Origin of the sequence: Imperialibacter roseus (genome assembly GCF_032999765.1) — a bacterium.
Lineage (GTDB): Bacteria > Bacteroidota > Bacteroidia > Cytophagales > Cyclobacteriaceae > Imperialibacter > Imperialibacter roseus.
In genome coordinates, this window is the sequence record NZ_CP136051.1 from 1,677,255 (window position 1) to 1,693,826 (window position 16,572).

A 16,572-nucleotide genomic window follows, 5' to 3' on the forward strand; every position below is an offset into this window, starting at 1 on the left:
TTCGTAGATTGGCTTTTGAACACTAAAATTACACAAAACCCCCAAGTTGGCATATTTTGACATTTTCATACCACTAACCCTTTAGCGACTTTTCTTTTTGATAAATCTTTATAGATTTAGGCAAATTTTATTATTAATGAAATCTGACCGAACCGATCTGGAACTGTGGCAAATGATAGCACAGGACGATGCAGCTGCATTTGAGGAGCTGTATAATCGATATTCCAAGGGTCTGTTTGTCTTTGCATTGAATATTTTCAAGAAGAGGGAAGTATGTGAGGACATTGTTCAAAATGTTTTCATTGATCTTTGGTCCAAACGGAAAACTGTCAACATAGTCACTGTAAAACCATACTTGTTCCAATCAGTGAAATTCCAGGCCTTCAAGCACATGCGTGATGCCAAAATCTCTGACGAGGACCTAACCAGACTGAATATTGTTGATGCGTCAGTCGATATATTACAAAAGCTGGAGTTTGAAGAGCTTGAGGAGCTGATAAAAGACGTGGTGAGCTCCCTGCCTCCCCGGTGCCAGGAGATATTTGTGATGAGCCGGTTTCAGAATAAGTCAAATCAGGAAATTGCCATAGAGTTAAAAATTTCGATGCAGGCGGTGAAGAATCAAATAAGCAAAGCATTGAAATCGTTGAAACAAGAACTTCACCCACATAAAATTGCAGCACTCGCTTTGCTGCTGGAGCTATAGCGCCCGTTTTGCCTGGAATTTCCCTTACGCTAAATCAGCCGCTGCTACTACGCCGGAACTTTAATGGCGTAAGTCTTTCAAAACTTTTCCCCTCAGATAAACTATTCTTCTTTTTTTTTGAAGTGGACGTGTACCTACTGATCACTTATGGTACTTAACGCTATACTAAAAAAAAAGAGTACCAGATGGATGCTAAACAGGCAAAAGCACTTTTTAATAAATATGTGAATAATGAATGTTCTCCTGAAGAGCGTGAGCTTTTGGAAAAGTATTTAGATTCATTTCAGGATGATAGCTTGGAACTTTCAGACTTGAACTTTGATGAGGAAATCAAACCAAAGATGTGGTCGAAGATTATGTCGGAGACAACAAAAGAAAAGCAGCCAGTCGTTAGAGTCCTCTCATTTTCCAGCCTGATGAAGTACGCAGCCGTTATTGCAGGAATTGCGATCGGCGTCTCAATATGGGCCAACCTTCACAATACTAACCGTCAATCACTTGTTATCGGCGATGATAAAGTAGTTCTGAGAACAAGCGAGGGCACGTCCAACGAAATTGTCATTGGAGGTATCAGCCAAATTAATGATGATGAAGGGGGCGTAATTGCTTCCCAGGAGGGTGATGTGATCGTTTACAAGCCGAAGAGTGACATCAAGCAACTGGTATTTAACGAGATAGAAGTACCGAGAGGAAAAACCTTCAAGGTGGTGCTTTCTGATGGCACATCTGTGCATCTCAATTCCGGTACTATTTTTAAGTTTCCAGTCAACTTTATTCAGGGTGAGGAAAGAAAAGTCTTTTTAACCGGAGAGGCATACTTTGAAGTGGCGAAGGATCCAGAACACCCTTTTTTGGTAAACACCAGTGGCATGGATGTCAGGGTTTTAGGAACACATTTCAACGTCAGTTCTTATGAAGGGTCAGTGGCTCATGCTGTATTAATTGAAGGCAGCGTGGCCGTTCAGGAGAAAGATGGCGGTAACATCGTTGGCACTGAGAAAGTGATTGTGCCTGGTCAAAAGGCTTCTTTGGTTTCTGGCAATATCGAAGTACAGGAAGTGGATGTGGAAGACTACGTGGGTTGGATGCGAAATGTGTTGATATTCAACGACGAGCCTTTTTCTGAGATAGTGAAGAAAATAGAAAGAAGATATAACGTGGAAATCAAAAACGACTACAAAGAGCTAGCACCTGTCCGATTCAATGGAAAGTTTGATGACGAAACGGTCATCGACTTGCTGGAGACATTTAGAGCTAGTGCTGGTTTTGACTACCACATTTCGGATAACAAAGTAATTATCAACCAAAACAAACGAAACAGCCTATGAAATGAAACACACTTAAAAAAAAGATCGGGAAACGCTGGCACGCTCCCCGATGTAGTTGGATCTTAATAAACATACCTATTTAAAAAAATCACCCAAAGTTATGAAAAAATCAAGTTGGTTTTCCATGCTTGTGGAAAGTAATTTTTACAAGCACAGTGGTTTGAAGCTCTTTCTCTTCCTGATGGTCGTTGGTTTGCCGAAAATTCAGGCCAATGCCTATTCGCAATTCGAGGAGATTACGCTACACATTGAGAACAAGACGATCAAGCAGGTCTTGGTAGAAATTGAATCCAAAAGTCAGTTCAAATTCTTTTATAAGACGGATGAGATTGACCTGGAAAGAAAGGTCTCTATTAACGTGGATCGAATGCCCGTTGATAAAATTCTTGAGCAGGTCTTTGACGACGGAACGGTTTCATTCAGTACAATCAAAAATCAGATTGTCCTGAAAAAGGCTGAACCTAAGCCTGCAAAAACCATTAAACCTGATATCAGGAGAGAAACGCAGGAAGCTAATCCTGCTGTTTCGGTAAGCGGTAAGGTATCAGATGAGCAAGGTGTTGGCATTCCTGGTGTGTCTGTGATCGAAAAGGGGACATCCAATGGTGTGGCAACAGACGTTGAGGGAGGCTATAGTATTGACGTGGATAGCCCCAATTCTACGCTGGTGTTTTCATCTATTGGCTATATCACACAAGAAATTCGTGTTGGGGCTGTCAGCTCTCTCAATGTATCAATGGTTGAAGATATACAGTCTTTGAATGAGATTGTGGTGCTGGGCTATGCTTCGCAAAGCAAGGAGGACCTTACCGGCGCAGTGTCCAGCTTAAAGTCAGAGGATATCAAGAATTTGCCGGTTACCAGTGCTGCTGAGCTTTTGCAGGGCAGGGTTGCAGGTGTGCAGGTGGTTAAGTCTTCAGGAGCACCGGGTGCCACATCTGATATCGTTGTTCGTGGTGGAGGCTCCGTGAACGGAATGTCTCCCTTGTTCATTGTCGATGGCGTGCGAATGGGCACTAACTATTCTTTCAATAGTGAGGACATTGAATCAATGGAAATCCTGAAAGATGCGAGTGCTGCTGCGATTTATGGAGCGCAGGCAGCAGGTGGCGTTGTTTTGATCCAGACCAAGAGAGGCTCTGGAAATAATGAGAAGATCAATATCAACGTAAGTGGCTATAGCGGGATCAGAAATACACGCCCGCTGGTACCATTGATGAACACCCAGCAAATGTTTGCTGCACGGAAAGCATTTGGCTATGACGTGTCAGCGTGGGGCGACCCTAACACCTTGCCCGATGTGGACTGGGTGGACGAACTCTATAACCCGGGAAACGATAATAACTACACGGTCTCGCTGGCAGGATCTTCACAGAAGGCTAACTACTATTTGTCGGGAAACATATTTAAACAAAAAGGAATCAAGCTGGATAACTCTTTTGAGCGTTATTCCTTCAGAACCAACTCCGATTTTCACTTGTCGAAAAATGTGACGGTAGGTGAAACTGTTTATCTATACAAAAGCTATTTGAACCCGGATCAGGGAGGAAACTATTGGAGGACAGTGCCCACCATGCCCGTGTACGAGCCGGACGGAAGCTGGGGGCAGGCACCTTCTGCCGGGTACTTTAATGGCAATAATCCGGCACTTGTAGCCCTAACCAACCATGGCGGGCAGGATGAATTTGCCATTCAGAGCAATGCCTATGTTGATATTAAAATAATGGACGGACTTAACCTTCGTGGGACGTTGGGCGCTAACATTGGCAGCAGCGTGAATAGTATTTTCTCGGAGGCATACAACATCGGCTCACAGTCAGCGCCTGCTATCTTTACCGAGACCTACACCGATTGGGAGAATTATACTGCCAACCTGGTGGCTAGCTATGAAAAGATGGTTGGAGACCACAGCTTCAAAGCATTGGCTGGTTACGAGATGTACAAGGAGGATAGAAAATATGTGACTGTCAACGCAACAAACTTTGTTGCTGATGTAACGGAGTCATTTTTCTTAAATAACGACGTGACATCCCAGCGTGTAACAGGTGGACCTTCGCCTGATCAAAGATTGCTTTCGCAGTTTGGTCGTATTAACTACTCGTATGCTGGTAAATACCTGGCATCTGCCACCATCAGACGAGACGGCTCGGATAGGTTTGGGCCTGCTAATAAATGGGGTGTTTTTCCTGCATTCTCCGCCGGATGGAGGATTAGCGAAGAGGGATTCTTTGACCAGGGTGGATTTATTTCATCTATGCAATTGCGGGCCAGCTATGGTGCACTGGGAAACATAGGGGCAATTCCTCAATACCTGTATCAGGTATCTTACTCTCCACAAAATTTTCACGCTTTAGGCGATGGCAGAGCAGTACAATCTTACTCCAGAGCACTTAGCCTTGCCAACACCGAGATAAAATGGGAAGAAGTGAAAACTACTGATTTTGGTGTTGATTTTGGCTTATTGGATCAACGACTGACAGTGACCATGGATTGGTACAAGAGGCTAACCTCAGATATGATTTATCAGCTTCCGCTTCCTATGTCGTCGGGCTATGTTGCCGGACGTTTGCTGGCTTCTAACCCAGTGTTCACAAACATTGGTGAACTCAGCAACACAGGTCTCGAAATTGGAGCTAACTACGAACAATCAGTTGGTGATCTTCAGATGAATTTTGGCTTAACCGGCGCTTTTAACAAAAACAAGGTGGTCAGCCTTGACGGTTCAGGCACTAAGTCCATTAATGATGGCGTAGGTGGACAGTATTTGTCAAATTCGATTTCCAGGACGGTTGATGGCCAGCCAATGAGCCAGTTCTTTGGCTATGTGGTGGAAGGGATATTCGCCACCGACCAGGAAGCTCAGGAAAGAGGAGTGGTGCAGGAAGGAGCTGGGGCCGGTGACCTGATTTACAAGGATGTGAACGGCGATGGTGTAATCACGCAGGATGACAGAGATTTTATCGGAAACCCGTGGCCAAAGCTCAACTTCGGCATAAATATCAACATGAAGTACAGAGGCTTCGACCTTGCATTGGCTTTTCAGGGTGTATCTGGCGTGGATCTTTACAATGCTAACCGTCATTATTCAGATTTTCTGGCTGGCGATTATAATTCTTCTCCTGAGGTGTTCAAAGCTTCATTCTTTGATGGAAATGGCCTTACCAGTGTGCCCAGGCTAGGCTTTACGGACGTTAACGGAAATTACCAAAGAGATCCCAATGCGAACTACACGAACATTTCAAGCTATTTCGTTGAGAATGGATCGTATCTAAAGCTTCGGAATCTTCAGTTTGGGTATAGTTTCCCAATAGCGGCGCTGTCGAATATCAAAGTGTCTGCCCTGAGAATTTACCTGATGGCCGACAACTTCCTGACTTTTACGAAGTACAAGGGAGTTGATCCGGAAGTGCTCGGGGAAGGAACAGTGGGCAGCAGGGGTATAGACTTTAACTCCAGATACCCTCAGACAACATTTGTTTCAGCTGGTTTTAACCTAAGCTTCTAAGGTTTTTCACGAAGACTAAATGTAGAAAATCATGAAAAAATATATTTTAATACTATCGTTTGCGTTTTTGATGGGCTGTTCAGAAGAGTTTTTGTCTGTAGACAACCCGAACGCCCTGACACCTTCTGCTTTTCCAACATCGGCTGCCGACCTAGAGTCGATCTTAATTGGGGTTTATGGTACCCAACATGGTTATGGGTTGTATGGCCACACTATTTTAGCTAAGGGATATCATGTGTGGGATCATACTATGAACCTGGCGTGGCAGGGAACCCAAACCTGGATCAACCAGGCACAAAATGACACCAGGCCTTCCGACGAATTTCTGAAAGATATTTGGAAGGATTCCTATAAGGGTGTGATTCGTGCCAACAGCCTCCTGGAATCCGTGGAAGGATTTCGGTCGGGTGAGGTAAAGCCAGCGACGGCTGTCACGGGCGATCAACTGGATAAATTTGAAGGCCAGGCACTTTATCTGCGTGCGTGGTTCTATTATAACCTGATCATCATTTTTGGTGAGGACATGATCATCAACGGACAAGGACGTGATGCCATGGGCGTGCCGATCGTTTTAAAAACCGCTAACAGCGTTTCTGAAACATTTGTTGGCAGGGCTTCAGTGGGAGAAGTGTGGGATCAGATCAAGGACGATCTTCAGAAATCACTTGCATTGATGGGCACCACTACCTGGTCAGGTGCGGATCGTTTTAAGATAAATCAGTGGGGACTAAAGGGACTGCTTGGAAAGGTGTATGCTTTGACAGGCGACTGGGAAACAGCAAAAGGTTACCTGAAGGATGTGATTGACAACAGCGGCAAGTCACTCGTTCCATTCAATGTTTATAAGAACATGTACAACTCTGACCCGGCCAATGAATTCAATTCCGAATCACTTATTGAAATAGCCCTTGAGGATGATAACGTGGGTAGATCAAATGATGAGACGTCGCTGGGATCGTGGTATGCCAGCATAGTGGCGCCGTCTATCGTCATCAACGACCTTCCCTTGGCCTCAAGCTGGTCCAATGAGTTTATTCATGAGAAGAACCTGGCTCGCTTTGGTTTTACGCAAGATCACTATTTTCAGGATGGCGTGGTGGAACCACGGGCATCTAACGTAAGACCTGGGTATGTGACTGAGGCCCTGGCACTTCGTGCTGACCCGCTGAATAGCCCGGTTGATCCGAGATTATATATTGCCGGATTCCAGCCCTACGCTGATTCAATTATGGCTGATGGCAAAAAGACTGCCATCTCACATTTTGCCGATGGTGTTGAGGTGAACAGACCTGCCTGGAGCTTCCGTAAGTATGTAAATGTGACAGAGAGGCAAAGGCTTATCAGAGATAGTGGTGCCAATTTCTATCTTCTTCGTCTGGCTGATGTATACCTACTCTATGCCGAAGCCTCTATTGAAACAGGCGACATCGCTACTGGTCTTGAATACATCAATAAGGTGCACAGACGTGCCTACAACCTTCCTGTGGATGCGCCTCATCCAAGCGATTATGTCACTCTCACCGATGCTACTAAAGCTGTTGGTGATCCAGAACTCGGCAACAATGTGCTGAGATATGAGCGCTTTGTGGAGCTATTCGGCGAGGGACAAAAATGGACTGACACCAGAAGGTGGAAAAATGGTAGCGCAGAGGCAGCTATTTATCAGACCGTACGAGGAGGTACGATCAACTGGGAGGATACTGACTACGCTCAGCCAATTCCTACCCTGGAGATAGAGAACAATGTCGCTATCAATTTCTCAGACCAAAACCCCGGCTACTAAATAGAAAATGGGCCAAAGCAGCAGAAAGAAGTTGCAGGAAAATGTGCAGACTCTCAACTGCTTTGGCCCGCTTTCTTTACCAAATCAATGAGCCAGGTGTACTGAAATAAATTAAAGTTTTTTGACACAAAGTTGACAACACCCTTTTTCGAAATGGCTGGGCTGGATAACTATTACCTGTTACGAACGATAAATGTTATGAACAAAGCATTTTTGACTGCGACCCTTTTGGTGATTTGGTATGTTCCGACGAGGGCTCAGGAAGTCCCAAAAGCAAAAATTTCTAACGGAACTATAAGTGCAGAAATCTACTTGCCCGATGCTGTAAATGGTTACTACAGGGGAGCAAGGTTTGACTGGTCAGGCGTGGTTTCACAACTTAACTACAAAGGACACAGCTACTTCGGGCAATGGTTCGAGAAGTACGACCCCTTTTTACACGATGCAATAACCGGCCCTGTGGAGGCTTTTGACCCGTTGGGATACGACCAGGCCAAAGTAGGCCAGACGTTTGTCAAGGTTGGAGTAGGAGTGCTGGAAAGGCTGGACACCGCCCCTTACCATTTTTCAAAACCTTACAAAATTGTTGACCATGGTATATGGAGCATTAAGCACAGTGCTGACAAGGTAGAATTTGTCCACGATTTAGTAAGTGAGGAATATAGCTACAGCTACAAAAAAGTAGTAAGGCTAAGTGGAAACAAAATGATAATTGACCACACCCTGACGAATAAGGGAGGTCAGGTCATCGATACGCAGGTGTTTGATCACAACTTTTTTGTCATCGACAATGCTACCGTAGGTCCTGGTTTCCTCATTCGATTCCCCTTTGAGGTGGAAGGGGATGCTAGTGGGCTTGGCGACTTTGCCGAGGTGAGTAGTGGGGAAGTTAGCTACACGGGGGTGTTGGGCAAAAACGACCATGCCCGACTTCGCTCGATTGGTGGTTATGGCGGCTCTGCGTCAGACTATGATATAGCGATTGAGAACAGAAACAATGGTGCAGGAGTAAGAATTACCTGCGATAGACCGCTATCGAGGTTGATTTTTTGGTCAGCTATGAAAACGGTTTGTCCAGAGCCCTATATCAGCGTCAAAGTAGCTGAGTCGGAGTCATTTTCATGGACAATTACTTACGATTACTACACACTTTGATTGACATGCTAAAGATGAAATTTAGACTTAAAAGTCTTGCCATACTACTGGCATTTGTATCTGGTTGCCAGCAGAGCGAGTCAGATAAAACAGTCTCAAGGTTTGATACAGGTGTGAACTGGCCTGTTTACGGGGGTAATAATGCCGGAAACAGGTATTCACCGCTCGATCAGATTACTATTGAGAATGTAAGCCAACTTGAAGTGGCGTGGATGTACAAAGCGAGAGAACCACAAGAGCCGGGGAGCAGCGCCAGAGTACGGGAAATCCAGTGTCAGCCGATTGTAATAGATGGCGTGCTATATGCGACAACGCCGCTTCTCCAGCTATTTGCCGTTAATGCGGCAACCGGGGAAGAGCTTTGGAAGTTTTCGCCACCTGAAGAGGGATTTCGCAACCGTGGTGTCATGTACTGGGAGAATGGAGACGACAAGCGCATTTTGTATACTGTCGAATCAAATCTTTATGCGGTAAACGCTGCCACTGGTAAACTGATACCTGGTTTTGGAAACGACGGGGTGGTTGATCTTCGGCAGGGGCTTTCGGACGGTATTGACGCCGATATCACAAAAACACGAGTAAGAGCAACTTCACCAGGTGTGATTTACAAAAATACGCTTGTGATCGGCTCAGCTGTGTCTGAAGCCGGCGATGGTGCTCCTGGCCACGTGCGGGCATTCAATGTTGTCACCGGAGAGCTGGAATGGGTATTTCACACCATTCCACATCCCGGAGAGGTTGGTTACGAAACATGGCCTGAGGGTGCCTACAAGGAAGTCGGTGGCGCAAACACCTGGTCTGGAATGATCCTGGATGAGAGAAATGGAGTGGTGTTTTTTGGTACTGGTTCGCCTGCAGCGGACTTCTATGGCGGAAGCAGAGCAGGACAAAATCTCTTTGCCAACAGTATAGTGGCTTTGAATGCTAGCGACGGCAGCCTCGTATGGTACTACCAAACCATTAGCCACGACCTGTGGGACAGAGATCATCCACTGCAACCTAATCTTGCTACCATCGAGCACAACGGACAAAAGCTTGAGGTAGTTGTTCAGGCGACGAAAGATGGGATGGTGTATGTGCTCAATAGCAAAACAGGGGAGTCGGTATTTCCGGTAGAGGAAAGAACGGTGCCAACCAATGGCTTACCCGGGGAGTCACCATGGCCCACCCAAAAGTTTCCATTGAAGCCAGCTCCATTCTCAAGGCAGGTGTATACCGAGGATGATATTTCCGACATTTCACCCGAAGCAGAAGCCTATACCAGGCAAATATATAAGAGATATAAAACGGATAATAAGTTCGCTCCTCCAAGCAAAGAAGGAACGCTATTGTTCGGCTATAGTGGCGGAGCAGAGTGGGGTGGAAATGCAATCGACCCCGACGGAATATTATACCAAAATGCCAACGACAACCCGTGGATTCTTGAGATGACTGAAAATATCCAGCAAGGGGATGCTGGTGATGAGGTATTGTCGGGTGAGCAACTGTTTTCGCTCAATTGTGCAGCATGCCATGGTAAGGACAAGAAGGGTAATGGAACCGATTTTCCCGACATAAGCAATGTTAAGAATCAATACAATAGCACTCAGCTACTAAACATCCTTGGGGGCGGCATAGGTAGAATGCCGTCTTTCCAACACCTGGCAGAAAGGGATCGGAAGACAATTGTCAGCTACTTGCTGGAAGAAACAAAAACGCAGGGAGATGGCGCAGCAGACGAGCGAAGCGAGCCACAGCCATCATTGACACAGAATGCGTTTGGCTTTCAGCCGGCTTATGTCAAAAAGGCCTGGACGAAGCTTTTTGATGAGCAGGGTTATCCCGGAATTAAGCCGCCGTGGGGGACGCTTAACGCCATTGACCTCAATACAGGGGACTACCTGTGGACGGTTCCTCTGGGAGAATTTCCGGAGTTGACAGATAAGGGTATTTCAATAACCGGCACAGAAAGCTACGGCGGCCCGGTGGTAACTGCCGGAGGCCTCGTCTTTATCGCTGGTACCAAAGACGAAAGAATCAGAGCCTTTGATAAAAACACTGGAAAAGTAGTGTGGGAATATCAACTGCCAGCAGCGGGTTTTGCTACACCGGCTATTTACGAAGTGGATGGCAAGCAGTACGTGGCCATTGCCGCAGGTGGAGCAAGAGGGCAAAAAGCCGGTGACTACTATGTGGCCTTCAAACTTCCCGATTGATCACAATCTAGTTGACTTAAAATAAGACCAGAACATACACTTAAACACTAATGCCATGAAAAAAGATGAAAATATAGAAAGCCGTAGAAATGTCCTCCGGACATTGGGAATTGGATCGGCAGCCGGCACCCTTGGGCTCTTTGGCTTTAGCAGCGCCAATGCGAAAGACAAAGAAACACCAGCGTACGCAAAGGGCACCGCACCAGTCACGATCAAGAACGTAAAGGCGATTGCTACCTCGCCAAGCAACGCCAATCTCATTGTGGTTAAAGTTGATACTAGCGAACCCGGGTTATATGGTTTGGGCTGCTCCACATTCACACAGCGTGCGTCAGTGGTGGTTACTGCCATTAATGACTACCTCGCCCCGTTTTGCAAGGGTAAGGATGTAGATAATATAGAGGACATGTGGAACTCGTTCTACATCGACTCCTATTGGCGCAATGGCCCCGTACTGAACAATGTGTTGAGCGGGCTTGATCAGGCACTTTGGGATATCAAAGGGAAAAGAGCAGGTATGCCTGTATACCAACTGCTAGGCGGTAAGTCACGTTTTGCCATTCCAGTTTATGCCCGCACGGGGGGATCCATTCAGGAAGTGGCCGACAACGTCAATCGTTTTAAGGAAGAGGGCTATCAGTACGTTCGGATGAGCTCTCCATCATTGACTGACGATTCTTACGTTCCCGACTTTAAAAAGGCGGGATATGGCTATGCGGGAGATCGTTACTTCCATCCTCAGAAATACATCAAATCGGTAATAGAGCTGTTTGACACAGTAAGAAAGCAATGTGGTGACGAGATTGATCTCATGCATGACATTCATGAGAAGATCCAGCCGATGGAGGCGATTCAACTCATCAACTCGGTTGAGCAATACCGGCCCTTCTTCATGGAGGATCCTTTGTCTCCCGAAAACCAGGGCTGGTGGCCACAGCTCAGAGAAAGCACCAATGTGCCTATCTCAATGGGAGAGCTCTTTAATAACATCAACGAATTTCTGGATCCTATCGCCAATCGCTATTTTGATTATATCAGGTGCCATGTGTCGCAGATCGGCGGTATTACTCCTGCCATGAAAATCGCCAGATTAGGTGAATTCTTCGGTGTTCGTACCGCCTGGCACGGCCCTGGCGATGTGTCACCAGTTGGTCATGCAGCCCATGCGCATGTGGACATGGCCATCTGGAACTTTGGCGTTCAGGAAGGCCGGATATTCCCAGAGGCAGAGCAGGAAGTATTCCCCGGATCTCCGACCACCACAAATGGTTATATGCACCTGAACGACAAGCCGGGTATCGGGGTGGACATTGATGAGAAGCTGGCCGCTAAATATCCTATCAGGCTAAGGGGCTATAATCAGATACGAAACGCTGACGGTACCATCATAAGGCCGTAGGGCTCACATAAGACATTGAGTTTGTAGGTTGTATATGTTGTTTAAGTAGGTGGAAAGGTGCGCCAGCCTTGGCGCACTTTTTTCAAGCTTTTTAAATAACGACGGGGGAGGTACATGCCTTTGAAGTAACAAACCGTTAAGTGCAATATTTAAAATAATCATAGCCGATCCATAGTCAGCTGTATGCAATCAAGGAAGAAATAGGAAAGCTTTATTGAACAAATCAGATCATCAAGAGAAATGAAATCATCAAAAATAGTTACGCTAATTATACTGCTGTCAGCAGCAGTTGGTATGGTAAGAGGTCAGGGAATACCATCGGGTGCACTGAAGGTAGGTGCGGCCAGAGAAATAATGAACCCGCCAGCAAGCATTTTCACCGCTTCTGCCGATCAGTTTCGGAGGTTTAGTGGCATTCACGATTCGCTGCTTGTTCGCTCCATTGTAATAGATAATGGATTCAAAAAAGTGGCGTTGGTGTCTATGGACATAAGCAAAGTGCCCGGCGGAGCCCGCTTTATTCAGGAAGTGGCTGCTGGTACTAAGATTCCGCAAGAGGATTTGTTTATAGCGGCTACACATGATCATAACACCATACAGCTGCCAGCAAATGATTATGCAGATGAGTACTACAACATCATTAAGAATGCCACGATAAAATCTATTAATGCAGCCAATGCTAAACTACAGCCTGCTAAAGTGGGATTTGCAAAAGGTAAAGCCTATATCAATACCAACCGGGACGAGAAAATTGGTGAAGGCTACCACATGGGCTATAACCCGGACGGTCCTTCCGACAAGACGGTGGCTGTTGTTTCATTTACTACTCTCTCGGGCGAACCAATTGCCATTTATGCCAACTACGCCGTGCATGCCGTTGTGATGTATCGGGCCACCACAAAGGATGGACTTCCTGAAATATCGGCCGATTTGCCAGGGGCAACTGCTAAGTATGTTGACAGCCATTTCAAAAACGCTGTGACAGTTTGGACAAGTGGTGCAGCTGGGGATCAAAACCCTATGTTTATGTCGACCTACAACCAGGATCATCCAGACACACAGGACGAAGGTATTGGGGGGTATGCCATACTTGATGTGCAGGCCAGGAGATTGGGAGAAGAGATTGTTCGACTCGTTAAATCGATTAAAAATACTGATCAAACAGTGCAAATCTGGAGTAAAAAAACCTCAGTAACCTGTGAAGGGCAGGAAAGGAAATATCCAAGAAACCCTGAAGAGCCAAGAGGTGGGTACCTCGCACCAACCAAGGTCGAAATGGTTGATGGAAACCCGGTAACTATTCCATTACACTTGTTGATGATCAACGATATCGCACTGGCCGGAGTAGCTGCTGAAGTGTTTACCGAAATTGGGATGCATTTGAAGGAAACGTCACGATTTGACAGGACGATGATGGTGACAGTAATGGCAAATGCTATTGGATATATACCTACCGATGCAGCTTACCTGATGCCTTCGGAAAAAGCCCTTGGCAATAGTTTGAAGCCAGGCTGTGCTGAACCTGCGATGATAGATGCATTTGTTCAGCTTATGGACGAATACATTGCGCTCAAGCAAAAAGCCAACTAGCTTCTACCGAGCAACTTCATTTCTTGAATAGGGCGTAGGGGGCTTAGCCAAAAGGCAGAGCCAAGGGGTTCTATGCTCTATTCATTCACAAAAAAAAATAGAAATCATTGAGAAATGAGACACCTGACCCTTTTTCTAATCGTTGTTGCCATTATTTCAATCTCCTCATTGTCGGCGAGGCAGTTACAGGGTGATTTGTCAAGCTATCAACTACAGATAATGAGGAGCACCGATCCTATTAAAGTCGATGGTATGCTAGGCGAGGACTCATGGTCTACGCCAAACGTTGCGAGTGATTTCTGGCAGCAATACCCCAAGGATAACATAAAAACGGATGTCCGCACTGAAGTTAGAATGACTTACGATGCCGATAACTTATACATCGCTGCTATTTGCTATGATGTGGAGGATTATGTTGTTCAGACTTTAAAGAGGGACAACGGACTTTTTACCAGTGATGCCTTTGGGATAATTATCGATCCGGTAAATAGCAATACCAATGGCTTTCTTTTTGGTGTAAGTCCCTACAATGTGCAGACGGAAGAGCTGCTTGGGCCCAATGCTACCCAACCCGACAGGATGACTTTTAGCTGGGACAACCGGTGGTACTCTGCCGTTACCCGCCACCCGGACAGGTATGTTGTTGAGATGGCGATCCCATTCAAAACCCTGCGGTTCAACAGCCAAAACAGTACCTGGGGCGTCAATTTCTTTCGCAATGATATGTCGAGGAATCAAAAGTATAGCTGGACTCCGTTGCCTGTTAATTTTGAACTTTATGATCTGGGGTACACTGGTGATCTGAAATGGGACATTGCCCCGACAAAAAATGGCACCAATATCTCGGTGCTGCCCTATGTTACAGGCGGCGTAACAAGAGACAACGAGGCCGAATCGCCTCGCTCGGAGACGAGCGTGCGTGTGGGAGGAGATGCGAAAATTGCGCTCACTTCTTCACTCAACCTGGACCTTACGGTTAATCCCGATTTTTCGACTGTTGACGTGGATGTGCAGCAAACGAACCTGACCAGGTTCAACCTCAGGTTTCCTGAAAAACGTGGTTTTTTTCTCGAAAACAATGACCTCTTTACCGAGTTTGGCCCCAACGACGCCAAGCCCATTTTTACCAGACGAATGGGACTCGACATGGACAACAGGCCGGTTGCAATTAACTACGGAGCCCGATTGAGTGGAAATGTGACTCCCAACACCAGGATCGGTTTGTTGCATCTTCAAACCAAATCAAATGATACCGTACCAGGACAAAACTATTCCATAGCCGTTTTTAATCAGAGAATTTGGAGTCGCTCCGTTTTGAGAGGCTACGTTACAAACCGCCAGGCTTACACACAAGATGATGGTTGGCATGCAAATAATTATGGGAGAAATACTGGATTAGAATTTAACTACCTGAACAACTCTGGTACCTGGAATTATTTTGCGGCTTATCACCTTTCAGCGAAGCCTGACGCTGGTTATGGGTCGTTTACGAACCTGGGTATTGAATATGCGGGAAGAAAATGGAAGGCACGCATAAATTACTGGAACATATCGTCCGACTACTTCGCCGATATGGGCTTTTTCCCCCGCCTTGAAAACTACGATGCTGTGAGAGATACACTGATTCATCTCGGTTGGGAGCGAATTTATGGCAGGTTCGGCTATGTGTTTCGTCCGGCAAAGGGCAGCAAGATTGTGGCGCACGACATAGAGTTGAGAACCTATAACGATCTTTACCCGGACGGCACCATCAGCGACCTGGAGAACAGGATTGACTATAAGATCAAATTCCAAAACACCGCCGAACTCCAGCTACAACCTCAGTTGCTTAAGACCAACCTAAGATTTCCTACAGACTTTACCGATGCCGCTCCGCTGATGCCGGGCTCATTCGACTACGGACGGTTCAACGTCACCTACCAATCCGATGCCAGGAAATTATTCTCTTGGCAAACTGAAGTAGGTGTGGGGCAGTACTACAATGGCAACCTAACCAGGTACTTGCTTCAGCTGAACTACAGGAGGCAGCCCTGGGGTACCTTTTCCGTGGGCTGGGAACAAAACAATCTCAAACTGCCTGATCCATACGGGGAGTCAAACCTCAGGCTGGTAAACGCCCGAGCTGAAGTCAATTTTAGCACGAAGGTATTTTGGACAACTTTCTTGCAATACAATACACAGCGGGAGAATTTCAATGTGAACAGCAGGCTGCAGTGGCGCTACAGCACCATGTCGGATATCTTTCTTGTGTACAGCGACAACTATACTACGTCGCCGTTTCTCCAATATAACCGAAACAGGGCCATCCTTCTTAAGCTCAATTACATGTTCAATTTATAGTAGGTGCTATGCATGGAGGCGGTAATTACTATCACATTTCATCTTCTTTAATAAGTCACAAAAACATCTTATAGAATGAAAAAAGCCTTATACAGTTTAATATTTACTCTCCTTGTCGTTTTGTTAAGTTGCGGCGAGCAAAACAGTCAGTCAGCTGTACAGGGAGCAGGTGAGGCCCCTAGCCAGAAGATTAATGCTGACCTGGTGAAACTGACTGTTGATAGCCTGAACATGGCCCTGCTTAACAGAGACCGAAAGACGTTGATAAGCATATGCGCAGCAGAGCTTAGTTACGGGCATTCGAGTGGCGCTGTTCAGGACAAACAAACCTTTGTCGATGATGTGGTGAACGGGCCATTTGCCTTCCTGTCTATCGAAACAGAAAACCAAAAAATAACCACTACTGAAGATATGGCGATTGTAAGGCATGTCTTTCAGGCTAAGGGACTCAACAACGGAGACACGGTTGATGTGCGCATTGGCAACGCACAGCTTTACAAGTTGTACCCTAACGGCCATCTTCGCCTGGTCTTGCGCCAGGCTTTTAAGTTATGACGGGCCAGGCCGCCAT

At 46.1% G+C, this 16,572-nt stretch carries 10 protein-coding genes; all 10 read left to right on the plus strand.

Features of this window, described 5'->3' with window-relative positions; translation table 11 throughout:
• The first annotated feature begins 136 nt into the window (after positions 1-136).
• The 10 genes from RT717_RS07260 (at position 137) to RT717_RS07305 (ending at position 16,556) form a co-directional block, all read left to right on the plus strand.
• The gene (locus RT717_RS07260) at positions 137-706 is read left to right on the plus strand and encodes an RNA polymerase sigma-70 factor (protein ID WP_317491074.1); all 570 of its coding nucleotides are present in this window, start codon (positions 137-139) and stop codon (positions 704-706) included.
• Positions 707-891: 185 nt separating this feature from the next.
• The gene (locus RT717_RS07265; RefSeq protein WP_317491075.1) at positions 892-2,034 is read left to right on the plus strand and encodes a FecR family protein; all 1,143 of its coding nucleotides are present in this window, start codon (positions 892-894) and stop codon (positions 2,032-2,034) included.
• 100 nt (positions 2,035-2,134) lie between these two features.
• The gene (locus tag RT717_RS07270) at positions 2,135-5,539 is read left to right on the plus strand and encodes a TonB-dependent receptor (RefSeq protein WP_317491076.1); all 3,405 of its coding nucleotides are present in this window, start codon (positions 2,135-2,137) and stop codon (positions 5,537-5,539) included.
• Between the two features lie 31 nt (positions 5,540-5,570).
• A complete protein-coding gene (locus RT717_RS07275) occupies positions 5,571-7,322 on the plus strand; it encodes a RagB/SusD family nutrient uptake outer membrane protein (RefSeq protein ID WP_317491077.1) in 1,752 nt (583 codons plus the stop codon).
• A 198-nt stretch (positions 7,323-7,520) separates the two neighbouring features.
• Entirely contained in the window at positions 7,521-8,477 is a 957-nt protein-coding gene (locus tag RT717_RS07280) for a hypothetical protein (RefSeq protein WP_317491078.1), read from the plus strand.
• A gap of 14 nt (positions 8,478-8,491) precedes the next feature.
• Positions 8,492-10,672, plus strand: a complete 2,181-nt coding sequence (locus RT717_RS07285) for an outer membrane protein assembly factor BamB family protein (protein WP_317491079.1) — start codon at positions 8,492-8,494, stop codon at positions 10,670-10,672.
• Between the two features lie 55 nt (positions 10,673-10,727).
• Positions 10,728-12,071, plus strand: a complete 1,344-nt coding sequence (locus RT717_RS07290; RefSeq protein ID WP_317491080.1) for an enolase C-terminal domain-like protein — start codon at positions 10,728-10,730, stop codon at positions 12,069-12,071.
• Between the two features lie 240 nt (positions 12,072-12,311).
• A complete protein-coding gene (locus tag RT717_RS07295; protein ID WP_317491081.1) occupies positions 12,312-13,661 on the plus strand; it encodes a hypothetical protein in 1,350 nt (449 codons plus the stop codon).
• A gap of 114 nt (positions 13,662-13,775) precedes the next feature.
• Entirely contained in the window at positions 13,776-16,001 is a 2,226-nt protein-coding gene (locus RT717_RS07300) for a DUF5916 domain-containing protein (protein ID WP_317491082.1), read from the plus strand.
• 75 nt (positions 16,002-16,076) lie between these two features.
• Positions 16,077-16,556 carry a nuclear transport factor 2 family protein gene (locus RT717_RS07305; RefSeq protein ID WP_317491083.1) on the plus strand — a complete coding sequence of 160 codons (480 nt, stop codon included), beginning with the start codon at positions 16,077-16,079 and terminating at the stop codon, positions 16,554-16,556.
• The last annotated feature ends 16 nt before the right edge of the window (positions 16,557-16,572 follow it).